We start from the raw sequence: 14,626 nt of genomic DNA, 5'->3' as shown, positions 1-14,626 counted from the left end.
GATTATTGAATTACTTCCTTCAGGATCCCTTCCTTTTTGAATATGCTATGAACAGTTTTTGTGGGTTTTGCCCCTTTATCATACCATGCCTTGATCTTTTCTTTATCAATGGTTACACTGGCAGGGTCGGTCAATGGGTTATAGGTTCCCACATTTTCTATGAATCTGCCATCGCATGCATACCGGCTGTCAGCCACAACAATTCTGTAAAAAGGTTTCTTCTTTTTACCATACCTTGATAATCTAAATTTTACAGACAAACTGCCACCTCCTATCTCATGAGTAGTTGTTTTGGGAAACCTTTCATGCCTCCCTTTGTGAACTTCTTTATCATTTTTTTTGTTTCTGTATATTTTTTTAAAAGTTCATTGACATCCTGAACCTTTGTCCCGCTTCCCTTTGATATCCTGATCCTTCTGCTGCCGTCAATAATATTAGGATACAACCGTTCCTTTTGCGTCATTGAATTGATAATGGCTTCTACCTTCTTAATATCATTTTCAGCTTCAGAGAAATTAATCGCCCCTTTGAATTTACTAAAACCCGGAAACATACTGATAATTGACTCCAAAGAACCAAGTTTTTTCATCTGCTTTATCTGATCCCTGAAATCTTCGAGGGTAAATTCGTCCTTCCTGAGTTTTTTTTCAAATTCCTGAGCCTTCTTTTCATCGAAGACTTCCTGAGCCTTCTCTACAAGAGATACGACATCTCCCATACCAAGTATACGCGATGCCATCCTCTCCGGATAAAATGGCTCCAGTGCATCAAGCTTTTCACCTGTACCGATAAACCGTATCGGTTTGCCTATAACAGCTTTAATAGAAATGGCTGCCCCGCCTCTTGCGTCTCCATCGAGCTTTGTCAGGACAACACCATCTATATCCAATTTTTCGTTGAATGTCTTTGCGATATTCACCGCATCCTGACCTGTCATGGCATCAAGGACAAGGATAGTTTCACGGGGATTGAGAAACTTTTTCTGTTTTATCAATTCCTCAAGCATTTGTTCATCGATATGCAGTCGGCCGGCGGTGTCTACGATCATCGTGTCAAAGCCGTTCTTCATAGCATAGCCCCTGGCATCAACACAAATCTGAACCGGGTCTGTCATGCCCTTCGAGGGGAATACGGCTGTCCCTGTTTGGCTGCCTATTTTCATTAACTGGTCAATAGCAGCCGGCCTGTAAATGTCTGAAGGAACAAGAAGGGGCTTCCTGCCTTTTTTCTTTAAAAATATTGCCAACTTGCCTGCTGTAGTCGTTTTGCCTGACCCCTGTAGCCCTGCAAGCATGATCGCCACAGGTGGAGAACCTGATACATCGAGAGGTTTATTTGTATTGCCGAGGAGGTCGCATAACTCTTCATGGACAATCCGGATGAACAGTTGTCCCGGTGTTATGCTTGTTAACACCTCACCGCCTAAGGCCTTTTCTTTAACCCTTTCGAGAAAATCCTTTGCAACCTTGTAGTTGACGTCGGCCTCAAGGAGTGCAACCCTTACCTCTCTGAGAGAATCTTTGATATTCTCGTCGGTGAGTTTTCCGTAACCTCTCAATTTCTTGAAGGTTGTTTCTAATCTTTCCTGTAGCTTTTCAAACATATAGACAATAAGATAACAAATAACCCATTGAATAGTCAATGTTAATTAGTTACCATCCGGAAAGGGTACTTTTCCGCCCCGGCGGTGTCAACCCGCAAGCGGGTCGTGGCTTGAAACAAAATTATAATCTTTCATAGATGAATCCGGGCAATAACTTCATTACCCATGCCACCAGTCTCCAGCGTCGCGTGATATAGGCACTCGATTTCCTTCGTCTGATGGCGTTATATATCTGCCTTGCAGCTTTGTCCGCATCAGCGGCCCAGAAGATACCATCTCCTTTGGCCATTGCAGTCTTAACAAATCCTGGTTTTATATCAGTAATTGTGATCTGCAGCCGTAGTTTCCTGACCTTCTGTCTGAGCCCTTCCAGATAATTGGATTCAAAGGCCTTTGATGCATTATAGGCTGGAGACTCCCTGTTGCCGCGTAATGCTGCAATTGACGAAATCCCCACGAGATGCCCGGAGCCTTTTTCCAGAAAGTGTTGGAATGCAACATTGGCCATGGCAGTAAAACCCGTAACGTTGGTCCTGATTACTTAGTTTTCGAGCGTCCAATCCAGCTCCGCATTTAAGTATCCGGTTCCGGCACTGGTCACAACAAGCTCCACACCGCCCATTCTTTCAATAAGCTTTGTAAGAGCATCCTTTGCAGAATCGGTGTCTGACACATCTATCCTTTCAACAAACACATCTTTGCCCATTTCGTCGCGAAGTTCTGCCAGCAAATCAACTCGCCTCGCCATCATACCAACAGTGTACTGATTCCCGGATAAGATTTTGCTCAGCTCACGCCCTATCCCGGAACTTGCTCCAATCACGATAGCTTTTTTCATTTTAACCTTAAGGAAAACCTACCATTTTTAAGAACCTTCTTTCTTTGCCTTCCTGTACTCCAAAAAATACATTTCTAAAAATGGTTATATGCTTTCGTTCACAGTGAACGAAAAATTTACTTAATTATCTAAACCATAGCCTGTATTGGCTTTACAGAGATTTAACTTTTTGCTCTCACTGTGAGAGCAATTGCTACAGACACTGTGTCTGTAATCGCACGAAATGATACGAAATCGATATTTTCGATCATCTTGTTCCAACACCAGCATTACCGGGAGGCCTTCTTTATGGCCGATCCGGTGCATGCGGTTTATAAAGTGCTCTTATTCTTCCTCCGTTACTCCAGTTACCCAATATACCTCAGTTGGCAAATAGTTGGCGCAAAACCATGCCTCTGTCGGCATCAGGTAGTTTGAGTATCTTGCCATAGAAATCTATCGTGATTTTAACAATCTTTGGTTTTTTCTCAGGGTGCGCGAGGGGTGTCTGCATAAGTTGAACATCGTCGCCGTGTTCAGAATATAATTCTGTTGCTATGCTCTCAATGAGTTTATCCGTTTTACTCTTATCCGCAACGGCTATCTTATTCTCTGCGGCTGACAGCAACACTTGCCTATAATTTGCGGCTTCGACTTCAGCAAATTGTCTGGGCAAAGACTTATACCAATCTCTAGGCAAGTTCTTCTGGTTATAAATGATGTCAAATGCAAAATCTGGCTGACCCTTGCCGTAATAGTAACTCGCGGTGTTAACAAATGACTGCGCAAAGCCGGTAAGTGCTTCGTCGGATGCCATTTTCATTTTGCTCATTAGGATACTTATCAAGACTGATCTACCTTTCAAGTATGCTTCTTGACGGGTTTCTTTAGCCTTTGAGGATTTTATTAAGGTTTCTTTTATCCTCTTGTAGTCCTCAGGAAAAGTCTGTTTGAGTGTGGCATATGGCTCTGTCTTTACGATTTCGCTGTCGATACCTGTTATGGCTCGCCATTCTTCATACTTCGGCTGCACATATATATTCTTGAAGGCAATCAGGGCAAGGATTACCCCAACAAAAATTGTGTAGAACTTCGCCTTGCCTTTGTTCTTATCTCTAGCGAAACGGTTGGCAACAAACATGGCTATTGCACATATTGTTGCGCCAACGGCGAAATCGGTTATCAGTGTATCCATCCTTTCAGTACCCCTTCCCGGCTCTTGCTGAATGTAACATCAGCGGGACTTTATAACATGATGCTCAACGACTTGGCGTGCTTTTCTACCAAGTCCAGTACAGCTACTTGTCATAAATCAAAATAGACAAAGTGCATCCCTCATGCTCTCATATTTCTCCAAATCAGTGTCTATGTACCCGCACTCCAAGGCATAGGCGAGTTCAATGCAGATTTTGCCGAGCCGATTATCGATTGATTGTCTTATGAACTGTTTGTTTAAGACAAACCTAAGCTTGTTAGAAAAAGGCTCAATGAAGATGTATTCTTTGTTGTTTCTTCGCGTTATGTTGCGTGAGACGGTACGACACACTTGTGAGACGATCTGGACTGCCTCGTTGAACTGGGGATCGCTAGGATCAGAACCAATGGCACCAACTTTGGGGAACTTGAGCGTGAATTCATTGCCTTTTTCAGAATAACAATCCTCTTGGCAGTCATTTCTTTCGCAAAGTTCGACTTTCATCGCCTCTGCTGAAGGTTGATCAACAAAGAATGGAATAAGGTATTCTCCGGAGTATAGTTCCAATTCTTGATTCTTTTTATCACAGACACCAACGAAAAAGGGGATTCCAAGACCCTTTAGGTATTCTATCTTGCCTGAAATAGAGAAAGGCCTTCCGTTGCTCTTGATTTGAATAGCAAACGATTCTTTGGGTACAAGATAGTTATTGTTGCCGTCAACAATAATGTCAAACATGGTGCAGAAGAAATCAGAACCCAAATCATCTGCAATAGTCGATGGCTGGGAGATAAACGCAAAATTAGATAGTATATACCTCGCGAGATTTTCGCTCTGCCAGCCCTTCCTGAAATTAGCGAGATGTCTTTTCATTCCGATCTCCATTTATAACTTATAAGCTTTTTTCTGATGCTGCCGTTCAGTTTCAGAAAAAAGCTGTTGAACTATACCGCTTATACTTAGCTATGGGCTTTCAATGGTTCAGATTGTTGTATTAATATTGTTGTATCAAAGACAGACCCGGTTTGTTTATGCAGAGTATAAGATGCTTGTGATCCGGGAAGGACTGATTGAATGATTGAACCCCCCATAGTTTTTACAACTATATAATAAAATAATATTTTTTTGCAACAGAAAATTATTGTGATCCATAAAAACAGGTTCACAGGTGATCGGATACATGTGTTTATAGAACATCACTTGCTCTTCCTCATGGAGGTCCTCTATACTGTTGTGACGGAATTGCCTCTTTTCTTTTCATCCTCCTATGACAGGTGGGATATTCCGTAAAAAATGGTGGAACTCCAGTAATCAGGTTTAATATTGACATGCCAAACTGTATATGTTGAAATACCTGTTATGGCAAAAAACAAAATAAAGCAGGACATAAAAAAACCGGATATTGTGATGAGAACTTTTGCGTATACCATCCAATGGGTCAGAGAAAACCTGAAATTATGCATTGCCGGTATTGCGGCAATTCTCATAATCTGCGTTTGCGTCTTTGCATACACCATCTACGCAAAGAAACAGGACGATAAGGTCCAGTATATGCTTTCTCAGGGTATTCAGGGTTTCACAGAATTCAGCGCTACCGGCGGCGAAGAGGCTTTAAAAAAGGCCGAAGATGCCATGAACAAGGTTTTAAATGAAAAACGGAAAAAAACACAGAGTATAGCAAAGCTTTATCTCGGCAGGATTTATTATTTAAAAGGAAAGATAGAAGAATCAAAGAAGATGTATAAAGAAGTACAAAATGAATCAAATGAACCGGTTATTAAGATGCTTTCAGAAAATGCGCTAAACTATATTGAAAAAAAGCGATAGCATTAATTCCCTTGGCTCGCAAGCGAGCATGTTGAACAAATAAAATCCCATGAATATCCATGACTTTGCAGAAAGTAAAGGGTGCGACTTAAGGCAGATAATGGACTTTGCCTCCGGAGCAAACCCCTTAGGCCCGTCAAACAAGGCAAAACACGCCATAAGAAAAGGTATAAAACACCTCTCCTTTCCCCCTGATGAAGGAATCAGGTACTTAAAACGATATATCTGCAAAAGAGAGCGGATCAAAGAAAATAGTATCTTATTCGGACAGGATCTGTCCCATATACTCCATGCCGTAACAAATACAGCCTTGCCAAATAAAGTTTTTGCGTTGTCGCCTGTCTCGCTTGCATATAAGGCGGTTTTTAACAGGTACAATATGACGTTAATCACCTTTCCAGTGACAGAAAAGAACGGATTTCCCGTTGATATGACGAGTCTTATGGAGCATATCCGGGATGCAGATATGGCAGTGCTGGCAAATCCCCACGACATAACCGGCGCAACGTTGTCTGTGGAAGACCTGAATCGAATTGTTGAAGAAACGGACAGGCAAGGCAAAACACTGGTTATCGATGAAACGTATATCGAATTCACACAATCCGCAGCCCCTGTCCGACAGATTGTTGAATCCGAAAAAGCCATTATATTCAGGACATTTTCCGCCTTCCATGCTCTGTCAGGACTGCCTGCAGCTTATGCAATAGGCTCACCGGCACTGATTAGCAAAATAAGCGGCAACATCGTATTACCGCAAGTTTCTGCTTTAGCATATATGGCTGCCTTTGCCTCATTGAAGGACAAGGGGTATAAAGAGAGAACACAAAAGTTTATCAAAGAGGAAAAGCAATTCATCATGGAGAAGATAAAAGACATAAGCAGGCTGGAAATCTTTGACACGCCCTGTAATTTTTTCCTGCTGAAAATTCGTGAGCCGATAAAAGATCTGGAAGATTTGTTTCTGAAAAGGAATATTTTAATTGATACATACACAGATGACGCCGGGATCATATATATCAGGATGCCGTTAAAAACACACAAGTTTAATGCCCGTTTTATTAAAGTGCTGAGAAATATTGCAGGTTCAGACGGAAAAAACAAATAAATCATTTAAACAGTTTAAACCGTTCACACTGTTCAGTCCCCTTTAAAACCAAGCAGAGACTGGACACCAGCTTGCGTGAACACAGGAAATAGTACTTTAAATGTTTCATAATAAATTGGTGTGAAGATTGAATAAATACAAGCCCTTACAAACCAAAATAACAGGTAGAGAAAACTGCCCCATTATTTATCCCGGATTCACATAAACGTATATGTGAATCCGGGTTGAGTGGGCAACGGCATGGAAGAAATGCTTCAGATGTGGATGAGCTGTAAGCTTTGCAGGCCGCAGACTTACTGAACGTACGTCGGAGGATCGCAAAGCGAAGCAGATCGCCGCAGATGAGTATTTCAATCATGCCGTTGCCCGACCAAGAGAAAGTAGCTAAAATTGCTCAATAAGATGAAGCCTTTTAACATAACAACTGAAATCCAAAGGAGATTCAACATGAAAAGACTGCTTTTTATTGTCTCGTGCCTGCTTTTAATTATTGTTTATGGCTCAATCCTGCACGGCAATGAAAGCGAAATAAGAATCCTGTATATGAACGATTTTCATGGTTTTGCACAAAGCTATAAGCCTTATGGTTCAGAAGAATATGCCGGCGGCGTTGCATGCCTTGCATGGCTGGCAAATGAGCTCAGCAAGGAAAAACCGTCGCTCTTTCTCGCTGCCGGAGACATGATCCAGGGGAATAGCTGGGCAAACCTCTTTCAGGGGAAGTCCGTTATCGAAGTGATGAATGAAATGAAGTTTGATGCTATGGTTGTGGGGAATCATGAATTCGATTTCGGACAAAAAGCTTTAAAAGAAAGGATTGAAGAAGCTAAGTTTCCTGTTCTCGGTGCCAACGTAGTGTCAGATTGGCAGATGCCCGGAAAAGCTGAATTATCGCCTCTTAAGCCTTATGTGCTCAAAGAATTGAACGGGATAAAGACAGCAATCATCGGCATAACAACAGAGGAAATGCCGATAATAACGCACCCGAAAAACCTTACAGGTCTGAAATTTCTATCTCAGGTCGAAACAGCAGAGAAATATGTGAAAGAATTGCGGAACAAAGTGGATCTGATTATTGTCCTGTCGCATATAGGCTATCACCAGGATATGGTGCTGGCAGAAATGGTGGAAGGCATTGATATAATAGTCGGCGGCCACTCACACACAAAGGTTGAACGGCCTGCCTTAGTAGGAAAAACAGTGATTGTGCAGGCCTGGGAACACAGTAAGGTTCTTGGCGTCCTCGACGTTAAGGTTGCAGATGGTAAGATGACAGAGGTAAAGGACAGGCTTGTTGAAATAAAACAAGAACAATTAAATAAAGATGAGGCTGTTGCCTCAATTGTCGATAAATACAGCAAAAAGTTTGATGCACTTCTGCAGGAGGTTATCGGGGAAACAGAAACCGATCTTGACGGAAAAAATACAAGATGGGCTGAGACGAACTTCGGGGACCTTGTGGCTGATATTATAAGACAGACATCCGGCACACAGATAGCAATAATTAACGGGGGTTCCATAAGGACAAGTATTAAAAAGGGAGAAATAAAGACCGATGATATATATACAGCATTACCCTTTGATAATTACATCATCGCCTTCACCCTTACCGGAAAACAGATTCAGGAAACTCTGGAAAATGCCATATCATTAATAAAAAAAGGCGGAGGCAGGTTCCCCCAGGTTTCCGGCGTTACCTTCAGTTATGTGTTCTCCGGGGATAATCTCCCGAAAATTAAGGATATTTTTGTTGCAGGCGTGCCTCTGGAGCCTGATAAGCATTATACTGTCAGTACGAATGATTTCCTTGCAGCCGGCGGGGACGGGTATAAACTGTTCAGGGAAGCAATAAATGAATCCGGGGACTATTCGTTAACAGGAAGGGCAATAACAGGAAAGACCATTATTTACAACGACCCCGGCAGATGGTTAAGGGATATTGTCATTGACTATATTAAATCCAGAAAGAAGATAGCACCCGCCACAGAGGGAAGAATAGTTGAGATAAGGTAATGCCGGAATGTAATGAGCGTGTTTTCCGGGGCAGGCTTAATTACGGCATATTTAGAGTTTCACAAAAGTCTTATGGTATTAAAAAACTCTTAAATTTTCCATAATACTAAAGTGACAGAAACTTTTTACAAAGCTTATATCTAATTTACCAGTCTTAACTGGTCTTTTATCCTGTTCAGGTCATCTGCATATACTTTTTTCGGTTTAAAAACTGCGAGTTCTTTATCATCATACATAGCATATGTCGCTATGATGATAATATCGCCTTTCCTTGCCTTATGGGCTGCTGCACCATTTAAGCAGATCACGCCCGAGTCTTTTTCACCCTTTATTGCGTATGTAGTAAAACGTTCACCGTTTGTGACATTGTAGATCTGCACCTGTTCGTACGGTATGATTTCGGCAGCTTCCATAAGCGTTGCGTCTATAGTAATACTTCCTTCATAATCAAGGTTGCTTTCAGTGACCCTTGCTCTATGGATTTTTGATTTCATCATAGTCTTAAACATGGTAAGCCTCCGTCAAAATAGTATTGTCTATGAGTCTTGTCTTGCCTACACGGCAGGCAATAGCAAGGACTGCTTTGTTTCCTATCCTTTCGGTTTCAATAAGTGTCTCACCGTCGGATATGGTTACATATTCAATTTGTATACCTTCTTTTGTGCCTAAAATTTGTTTTGCTTCATTAATAAGAATGGATGCATCTCTCTCACCGTCTTTAAAAAGGCTTTCAACTTTTTTTATTGATGCATATATGAGGAGTGCCTTTTCTCGTTCAACAGGACTCAGATAAGTATTCCTTGAACTCATAGCAAGCCCGTCCGGTTCTCTAACAGTGGGAAAGGGGACAATTTCCAGATCCATATTGAGATCCCTTGTCATCCTCTCAATAACCTTCAACTGCTGGTAGTCTTTTTGTCCGAATACTGCAAAGTGGGGTTTGACGATATTAAACAATTTTGCAACAACTGTAGCTACACCGATAAAATGGCCTGTTCTTGTTTTTCCGCAAAGGTGGTCTTCCAGTTCCCTGACCTGTATATAAGTAGAATACCTCTCCGGATACATCTCGCTTGCGTCAGGAAAAAAGATGATATCGGTTTTTTCCCCTTCGAGGAGGTCCCTGTCCCGTTCAAAATCTCTCGGATATTTTGCAAGGTCTTCAGATGGTCCGAACTGGGTAGGATTAACAAAGATACTGACTACAACAACATCGCTGATTTCCCTTGCTTTCCTTACAAGAGAGAGATGGCCTTCATGGAGATAGCCCATGGTAGGAACAAAACCGATTTTTTTATCCTTTCGAAGTTCATCGGCAACTTCCTGCATCTCTTTTACTGTTTTTATAATCCTCATATCAAATCCTGATCCATTAACAGTTCATAGCAGCTTAATTCAAATTCCGCAATGTAAAATGTTTCAGCATCAATGGAAAGAGTGGGCGTCATCCGGAAATGTGCCGCCTCTGACCTCCTCAATATAGTCTTTTATCCCTTTTTCAACTTCTGTACGCAGGTTCAGATAATTCTTAACAAATTTTGGTCTGAAATCGCCAAGCAATCCAAGAAGGTCATGAATAACAAGTACCTGTCCGTCGCAATCCGGACCTGCACCTATACCTATTGTCGGAATGGACAGCATATCGGTAATTTTTTTTGAGATGTCTCTGGGTACACATTCCAGTACTATTGAAAATGCGCCTGCCTCTTCCACTGCTAACGCATCGGCAATCAACTTCTCTTCTTCTTTCTGCACCTTATAGCCGCCCATACGATGCACTGACTGCGGTGTGAGCCCGATATGCCCCATGACAGGGATATCTATATCAACAATGGCCTTAATGACTTCCTTCATTCCCACGCCGCCTTCAAGCTTTACTGCTTCGGCACCGGTTTCTTTTATCATTTTGCCGGCATTACGTCTTGCCTGCTCTGTACTTTCCTGGTATGACATAAAGGGCATGTCTATAACAACAAGGGCATTTTTTGTGGCCTTTACAACAGGTTTTGTGTGATGGATCATCTCTTCAATTGTTACCGGTATTGTATTGGGATAACCGAGCATGACTGAACCAACAGAATCTCCTACAAGAATTATATCAATTCCTGCTTGATCCATTATGCTTGCAAACACATAATCATAGGCAGTGAGCATAGCAAGTTTCTCTTTGCCTTTTCTCTCTCTTGCTGCCGGTACAGTCACTTTGTCCATTCAACCTCCTAAATAAAAAAGCCCTCTGAACGCGGTTCAGAAGGCTTAGAATTGTTCCATTTCCTTCCGTCTCGGTCCAGGGTCTGGATCCAAGCGGTATGTGACAGTATTAAAACAGTATTGAAAGGCAATGTCAATATATATTTATACTTTAATCCACATCTTCCATTAAGATAAGTATCGGCGTCGGGTTGTCTGGCCTGCCTTGACTTTTAACAAAAAAATCCCGCCGGAGGCGGGATTCACTTATTGTTTTATCAAATATTTATTCCAACGTTATATCCCCGAATTGAAGGCAATTCTTAAAGGCTTTGTACCGCTCGCGGATTTCTGCATATTCAAGCCCCTTAATCCTGTTGATACTGAAGTCCTCCACATTAAAAGATGCCATGACAGTTCCCATGATAATAGCCTGTTTAAGCGTTTCCGGTGAAGTATTGCCCATGTTTGCAATATAGCCCATAAAACCGCCTGCAAAAGTATCACCTGCGCCGGTCGGATCAAAAACTTCTTCCAAAGGAAAAGCAGGTGCAAGAAATACTTCTTCTCTGTTCAGCATTAGGACGCCGTATTCACCCCTTTTCACTACAATACAGGATGGGCCATATGCCATAATCTTCCGCGCTCCCTTTACAAGATTGTATTCCCTGGATATTTCCCTCAGTTCTGCCTCATTAATAACGAGCATATCAACTCTTTTTATAACATCAATCAGCTCATTGAGTTTGTTCTCTATCCAGAAATTCATCGTATCAAGGACAACTACTGCAGACGGTTTTTTAATCTGATCGATGACATAAGATTGCAGTACAGGATCAATGTTCGCAAGGAAAACAAAATCAGCTTCCCCGAAATCTTCCGGGACATGAGGTTTAAAGGTTTCAATAACATTCAGCTCTGTCTTTAGCGTAATTGCCTGGTTAAGGTCGTAGCCGTATTTCCCTTCCCACCTGAAGGTTTTTCCTTCATCAATTTTTATCCCGCTTAAATCAACATTTCTCGCTTTAAGGAATTCTATATCGCTTAAGCTGAAATCCTTTCCAACTGTAGCTACAATACCAACATCCGTGAAAAAGCTTGCTGCATTGGTAAAATGGAGAGCTGACCCTCCAAGGACATCAGGCGCTTTGCCGAAAGGGGTTTCTATGGAGTCATAGGCAACGGTCCCGATAACGAGGAGCTTTATCATGTACCCATCTCCCAGGAAGCAAGATATATCTTCTGTTCCTCCGTTAATTGATCTATCGTGATACCTGCTGATGCAAGTTTTAAAAATGAGATATTTTCATCTATCTCTTTGGGGACACTGTAGACCTTTTTCTCCAGTTTCTTGCCGGTTTTCCACATATATTCCGAGCATAATGCCTGGTTGGCGAAGCTCATATCCATAACATCCGACGGATGTCCTTCAGCGCAGGCAAGATTTACCAGCCTTCCTTCACCAAGAAGAAAGACCTTTTTATTCCCGGGAAGGGTATATTCTTCGATGAATTCTCTTATCCTTCTTTTTTTCTTTTTCATTGACTCAAGGGCATCTATGTCAATCTCAACATTAAAATGCCCGGAATTTGCGATAATTGCACCGTCCTTCATTTTTTTGAAATGTTCCGCCCGAAGCACATGTATATCTCCGGTGGTCGTTACGAATATATCACCTCGCTGACAGGCATGTGCCATATCCATCACCTCGAAGCCGTCCATATGCGCTTCCAGCGCCCGGAGCGGGTCAACTTCCGTGACAATTACATGCGCACCGAGCCCCTTTGCTCTCATGGCAACACCCTTGCCGCACCATCCGTAACCGGACAAAACAAAGGTTGCGCCGGCAAAAAGGATATTTGTGGCCCTGATAATGCCGTCAATTGTGCTCTGTCCTGTGCCGTACCTGTTATCGAACATATGTTTCGTATATGCATCGTTTACCGCTACGATGGGGAAGCATAGTACGCCTTCTTTTTCCATACTTTTCAGTCTTATCACACCTGTTGTTGTTTCTTCTGTTCCGCCTATAACATTTCCGATCAGTTTCTTTTTCTTCTTTTCATCGAGTTTTAAAAACCAGTTTTTTATAGAGCCGTGGAGCGCATCGTATCTTTTCAAGGCGATCATATGCAGAGCCCCGACAAGGTCAGCACCGTCATCCATGGTAATATTCGGCATAAAGGCAAGGGCCTTCATGATATGTGTATAATATTGTTCCTCATTCTCCCCCTTGATTGCATAAGTTGGAATTTCCATATGTTTTGCAATGGCAGCAGCAACATCATCCTGTGTACTTAAAGGGTTTGATGCACAGATCGCTACATCCGCGCCGCCAGCTTTCAGTGTCCTCGCAAGATTTGCCGTCTCTGTGGTAACATGCAGGCAACAGGAAATTCTTACACCTTTTAAAGGCTTTTCTTCTGCGAATCTCTCCCGTATCTTCCGTAAAACAGGCATCCTTCTTTCTGCCCACTCAATTTTATCGTAGCCCTGATCTGCCAGGGCTATATCTTTCACATCATATTCCATCTTTCCTCCTAATTTTTTCAAGGTTTACGTAATTGTCGCAATAAAATCAAGGTTAAGCTATCCGGCGATTGTCAGACTTTAAAAGCCTTAAATTTAAGGTATTATATAGTAAACCGTGAGTCTTATACGGTGAACTGTTCTGTATTACTGCTATATTCCTGCTATCTTTCTGATCGCATCTACCATATCAAGCCGTTCCCAGGTAAACTCTTCCTCGTTTCTTCCAAAATGTCCGCCACATGCGGTCTTTTTGTAGATTGGCCTGAGAAGATTAAGCCTTTCGATAATTTTCCTCGGCCTCATATCAAAAAGCTCGTTCACGATCTGGGCAATTCTGTCAGGGTTTATTTTTGCCGTTCCCTTGGTATCGATCATAACTGAAACAGGCTGAGCAACACCTATGGCATAGGCAAGCTGTACTTCAAGCCTGTCTGCAAGACCGGCAGCTACAAGGTTCTTCGCAATGTAGCGTGCCATATATGAGGCACTTCTGTCTACCTTTGAAGGGTCTTTACCGGAAAAAGCTCCTCCGCCGTGGCTGCCAAAACCGCCGTATGTATCAACAATAATCTTTCTTCCTGTCATACCGCAGTCACCTTTGGGTCCTCCTACAACAAATCTACCTGTAGAATTGATATAGATTTTAGTCTTCTCGTCCATCAGTTCAGGAGGGATTACCTTTTTTATCACCTCTTCAGTGATTCCTTCCCTTATTGCAGCTATAGATACATCAGGGTTATGCTGAGCAGCAATTACCACTGCATCAACCCTAACCGGTATCCTGTCAATATATTCTATAGTTACCTGGCTTTTTCCGTCAGGCCTCAAGAAATTCAATATATTCTTTTTTCTCACCTCTGCCAACCTGGTTATCAGCTTATGGGCATACATGATAGGCATGGGCATAAATTCCGGCGTTTCATTACAGGCATACCCAAACATCGAACCCTGGTCGCCGGCTCCCTGCTCATGGTCATCTGACTCATTTACACCCATTGCAATATCAGGCGACTGTTCATCTATTGTTGTGATAACTGCACATGTTTCCCAGTCAAACCCCATAGCTGAATTGTTGTAACCTATATCTTTAACAGTCTGTCTGACGATATCCGGCACATTTGCATATACGCTTGTGGTGATTTCCCCGCCAACTAGCGCCATTCCTGTCGTAACTAATGTTTCACATGCTACCCTGGATTTTGGATCCTGTTCAATCAATGCATCAAGTATTGCATCAGATATCTGATCGGCCACCTTATCAGGATGCCCCTCTGCCACAGATTCTGATGTGAATAGATACCTGCTCATTCCCATATTTTTGCCTCCTGTTTTTTAATATTATCG

General features: G+C 42.2%; 13 protein-coding genes and 1 pseudogene. 3 read left to right on the top strand and 11 right to left on the bottom strand.

Features of this window, described 5'->3' with window-relative positions; genetic code table 11:
* Positions 1 to 2 precede the first annotated feature (2 nt).
* The 5 genes and pseudogenes from rpsP to NT010_02250 form a co-directional block, all read right to left on the bottom strand.
* The gene (rpsP, locus tag NT010_02270) at positions 3 to 260 is read right to left on the bottom strand and encodes a 30S ribosomal protein S16 (protein ID MCX5804882.1); all 258 of its coding nucleotides are present in this window, start codon (positions 258 to 260) and stop codon (positions 3 to 5) included.
* Between the two features lie 11 nt (positions 261 to 271).
* Positions 272 to 1,603 (bottom strand): signal recognition particle protein, encoded by a 1,332-nt coding sequence (gene ffh / locus NT010_02265; GenBank protein ID MCX5804881.1) that lies wholly within the window; start codon positions 1,601 to 1,603, stop codon positions 272 to 274.
* 121 nt (positions 1,604 to 1,724) lie between these two features.
* Positions 1,725 to 2,441: pseudogene (locus NT010_02260) on the bottom strand (SDR family NAD(P)-dependent oxidoreductase).
* Between the two features lie 361 nt (positions 2,442 to 2,802).
* Entirely contained in the window at positions 2,803 to 3,615 is an 813-nt protein-coding gene (locus NT010_02255) for a hypothetical protein (protein ID MCX5804880.1), read from the bottom strand.
* 117 nt (positions 3,616 to 3,732) lie between these two features.
* On the bottom strand, positions 3,733 to 4,488 hold the full coding sequence (locus NT010_02250; GenBank protein ID MCX5804879.1) for a hypothetical protein: 756 nt from the start codon (positions 4,486 to 4,488) through the stop codon (positions 3,733 to 3,735).
* A gap of 486 nt (positions 4,489 to 4,974) precedes the next feature.
* Between NT010_02250 and NT010_02245 the strand changes: the two genes are divergently transcribed.
* From NT010_02245 to NT010_02235, 3 genes are all read left to right on the top strand, one after another.
* Positions 4,975 to 5,442, top strand: a complete 468-nt coding sequence (locus NT010_02245) for a hypothetical protein (GenBank protein MCX5804878.1) — start codon at positions 4,975 to 4,977, stop codon at positions 5,440 to 5,442.
* 49 nt (positions 5,443 to 5,491) lie between these two features.
* Entirely contained in the window at positions 5,492 to 6,547 is a 1,056-nt protein-coding gene (locus tag NT010_02240) for an aminotransferase class I/II-fold pyridoxal phosphate-dependent enzyme (protein MCX5804877.1), read from the top strand.
* A gap of 447 nt (positions 6,548 to 6,994) precedes the next feature.
* The gene (locus NT010_02235; protein MCX5804876.1) at positions 6,995 to 8,560 is read left to right on the top strand and encodes a 5'-nucleotidase C-terminal domain-containing protein; all 1,566 of its coding nucleotides are present in this window, start codon (positions 6,995 to 6,997) and stop codon (positions 8,558 to 8,560) included.
* Between the two features lie 140 nt (positions 8,561 to 8,700).
* Here the strand turns inward: NT010_02235 and NT010_02230 are convergent, their stop codons facing one another.
* From NT010_02230 to metK, 6 genes are all read right to left on the bottom strand, one after another.
* Positions 8,701 to 9,069 (bottom strand): aspartate 1-decarboxylase, encoded by a 369-nt coding sequence (locus NT010_02230; protein ID MCX5804875.1) that lies wholly within the window; start codon positions 9,067 to 9,069, stop codon positions 8,701 to 8,703.
* Positions 9,062 to 9,916 carry a pantoate--beta-alanine ligase gene (panC, locus tag NT010_02225; protein ID MCX5804874.1) on the bottom strand — a complete coding sequence of 285 codons (855 nt, stop codon included), beginning with the start codon at positions 9,914 to 9,916 and terminating at the stop codon, positions 9,062 to 9,064. The genes NT010_02230 and panC overlap by 8 nt, the downstream gene beginning before the upstream one ends.
* A gap of 69 nt (positions 9,917 to 9,985) precedes the next feature.
* Entirely contained in the window at positions 9,986 to 10,771 is a 786-nt protein-coding gene (panB, locus tag NT010_02220) for a 3-methyl-2-oxobutanoate hydroxymethyltransferase (protein ID MCX5804873.1), read from the bottom strand.
* A 265-nt stretch (positions 10,772 to 11,036) separates the two neighbouring features.
* Complete coding sequence (locus NT010_02215; GenBank protein ID MCX5804872.1) at positions 11,037 to 11,957, bottom strand: PfkB family carbohydrate kinase; 921 nt, start codon at positions 11,955 to 11,957, stop codon at positions 11,037 to 11,039.
* Positions 11,957 to 13,282, bottom strand: a complete 1,326-nt coding sequence (gene ahcY / locus NT010_02210; protein ID MCX5804871.1) for an adenosylhomocysteinase — start codon at positions 13,280 to 13,282, stop codon at positions 11,957 to 11,959. Before ahcY ends, NT010_02215 begins: the two co-directional genes overlap by 1 nt.
* A 150-nt stretch (positions 13,283 to 13,432) precedes the next feature.
* Positions 13,433 to 14,596, bottom strand: a complete 1,164-nt coding sequence (gene metK, locus NT010_02205) for a methionine adenosyltransferase (protein ID MCX5804870.1) — start codon at positions 14,594 to 14,596, stop codon at positions 13,433 to 13,435.
* Positions 14,597 to 14,626: the final 30 nt, after the last annotated feature.

This window comes from Pseudomonadota bacterium, assembly GCA_026388275.1.
Classification (GTDB): Bacteria; Desulfobacterota; Syntrophorhabdia; order Syntrophorhabdales; family Syntrophorhabdaceae; genus JAPLKB01.
The sequence above is the reverse complement of the archived record's forward strand: the minus strand, read 5'-3'. Positions and strand labels throughout refer to the sequence as shown.

Coding starts and splice junctions, on each gene's coding strand:
- ffh (MCX5804881.1), bottom strand. CDS start 1,603: ATGTTTGAAAAGCTACAGGAAAGATTAGAAACAACCTTCAAGAAATTG.
- NT010_02255 (MCX5804880.1), bottom strand. CDS start 3,615: ATGGATACACTGATAACCGATTTCGCCGTTGGCGCAACAATATGTGCA.
- NT010_02250 (MCX5804879.1), bottom strand. CDS start 4,488: ATGAAAAGACATCTCGCTAATTTCAGGAAGGGCTGGCAGAGCGAAAAT.
- NT010_02245 (MCX5804878.1), top strand. CDS start 4,975: ATGGCAAAAAACAAAATAAAGCAGGACATAAAAAAACCGGATATTGTG.
- NT010_02240 (MCX5804877.1), top strand. CDS start 5,492: ATGAATATCCATGACTTTGCAGAAAGTAAAGGGTGCGACTTAAGGCAG.
- NT010_02235 (MCX5804876.1), top strand. CDS start 6,995: ATGAAAAGACTGCTTTTTATTGTCTCGTGCCTGCTTTTAATTATTGTT.
- NT010_02230 (MCX5804875.1), bottom strand. CDS start 9,069: ATGTTTAAGACTATGATGAAATCAAAAATCCATAGAGCAAGGGTCACT.
- panC (MCX5804874.1), bottom strand. CDS start 9,916: ATGAGGATTATAAAAACAGTAAAAGAGATGCAGGAAGTTGCCGATGAA.
- panB (MCX5804873.1), bottom strand. CDS start 10,771: ATGGACAAAGTGACTGTACCGGCAGCAAGAGAGAGAAAAGGCAAAGAG.
- ahcY (MCX5804871.1), bottom strand. CDS start 13,282: ATGGAATATGATGTGAAAGATATAGCCCTGGCAGATCAGGGCTACGAT.
- metK (MCX5804870.1), bottom strand. CDS start 14,596: ATGGGAATGAGCAGGTATCTATTCACATCAGAATCTGTGGCAGAGGGG.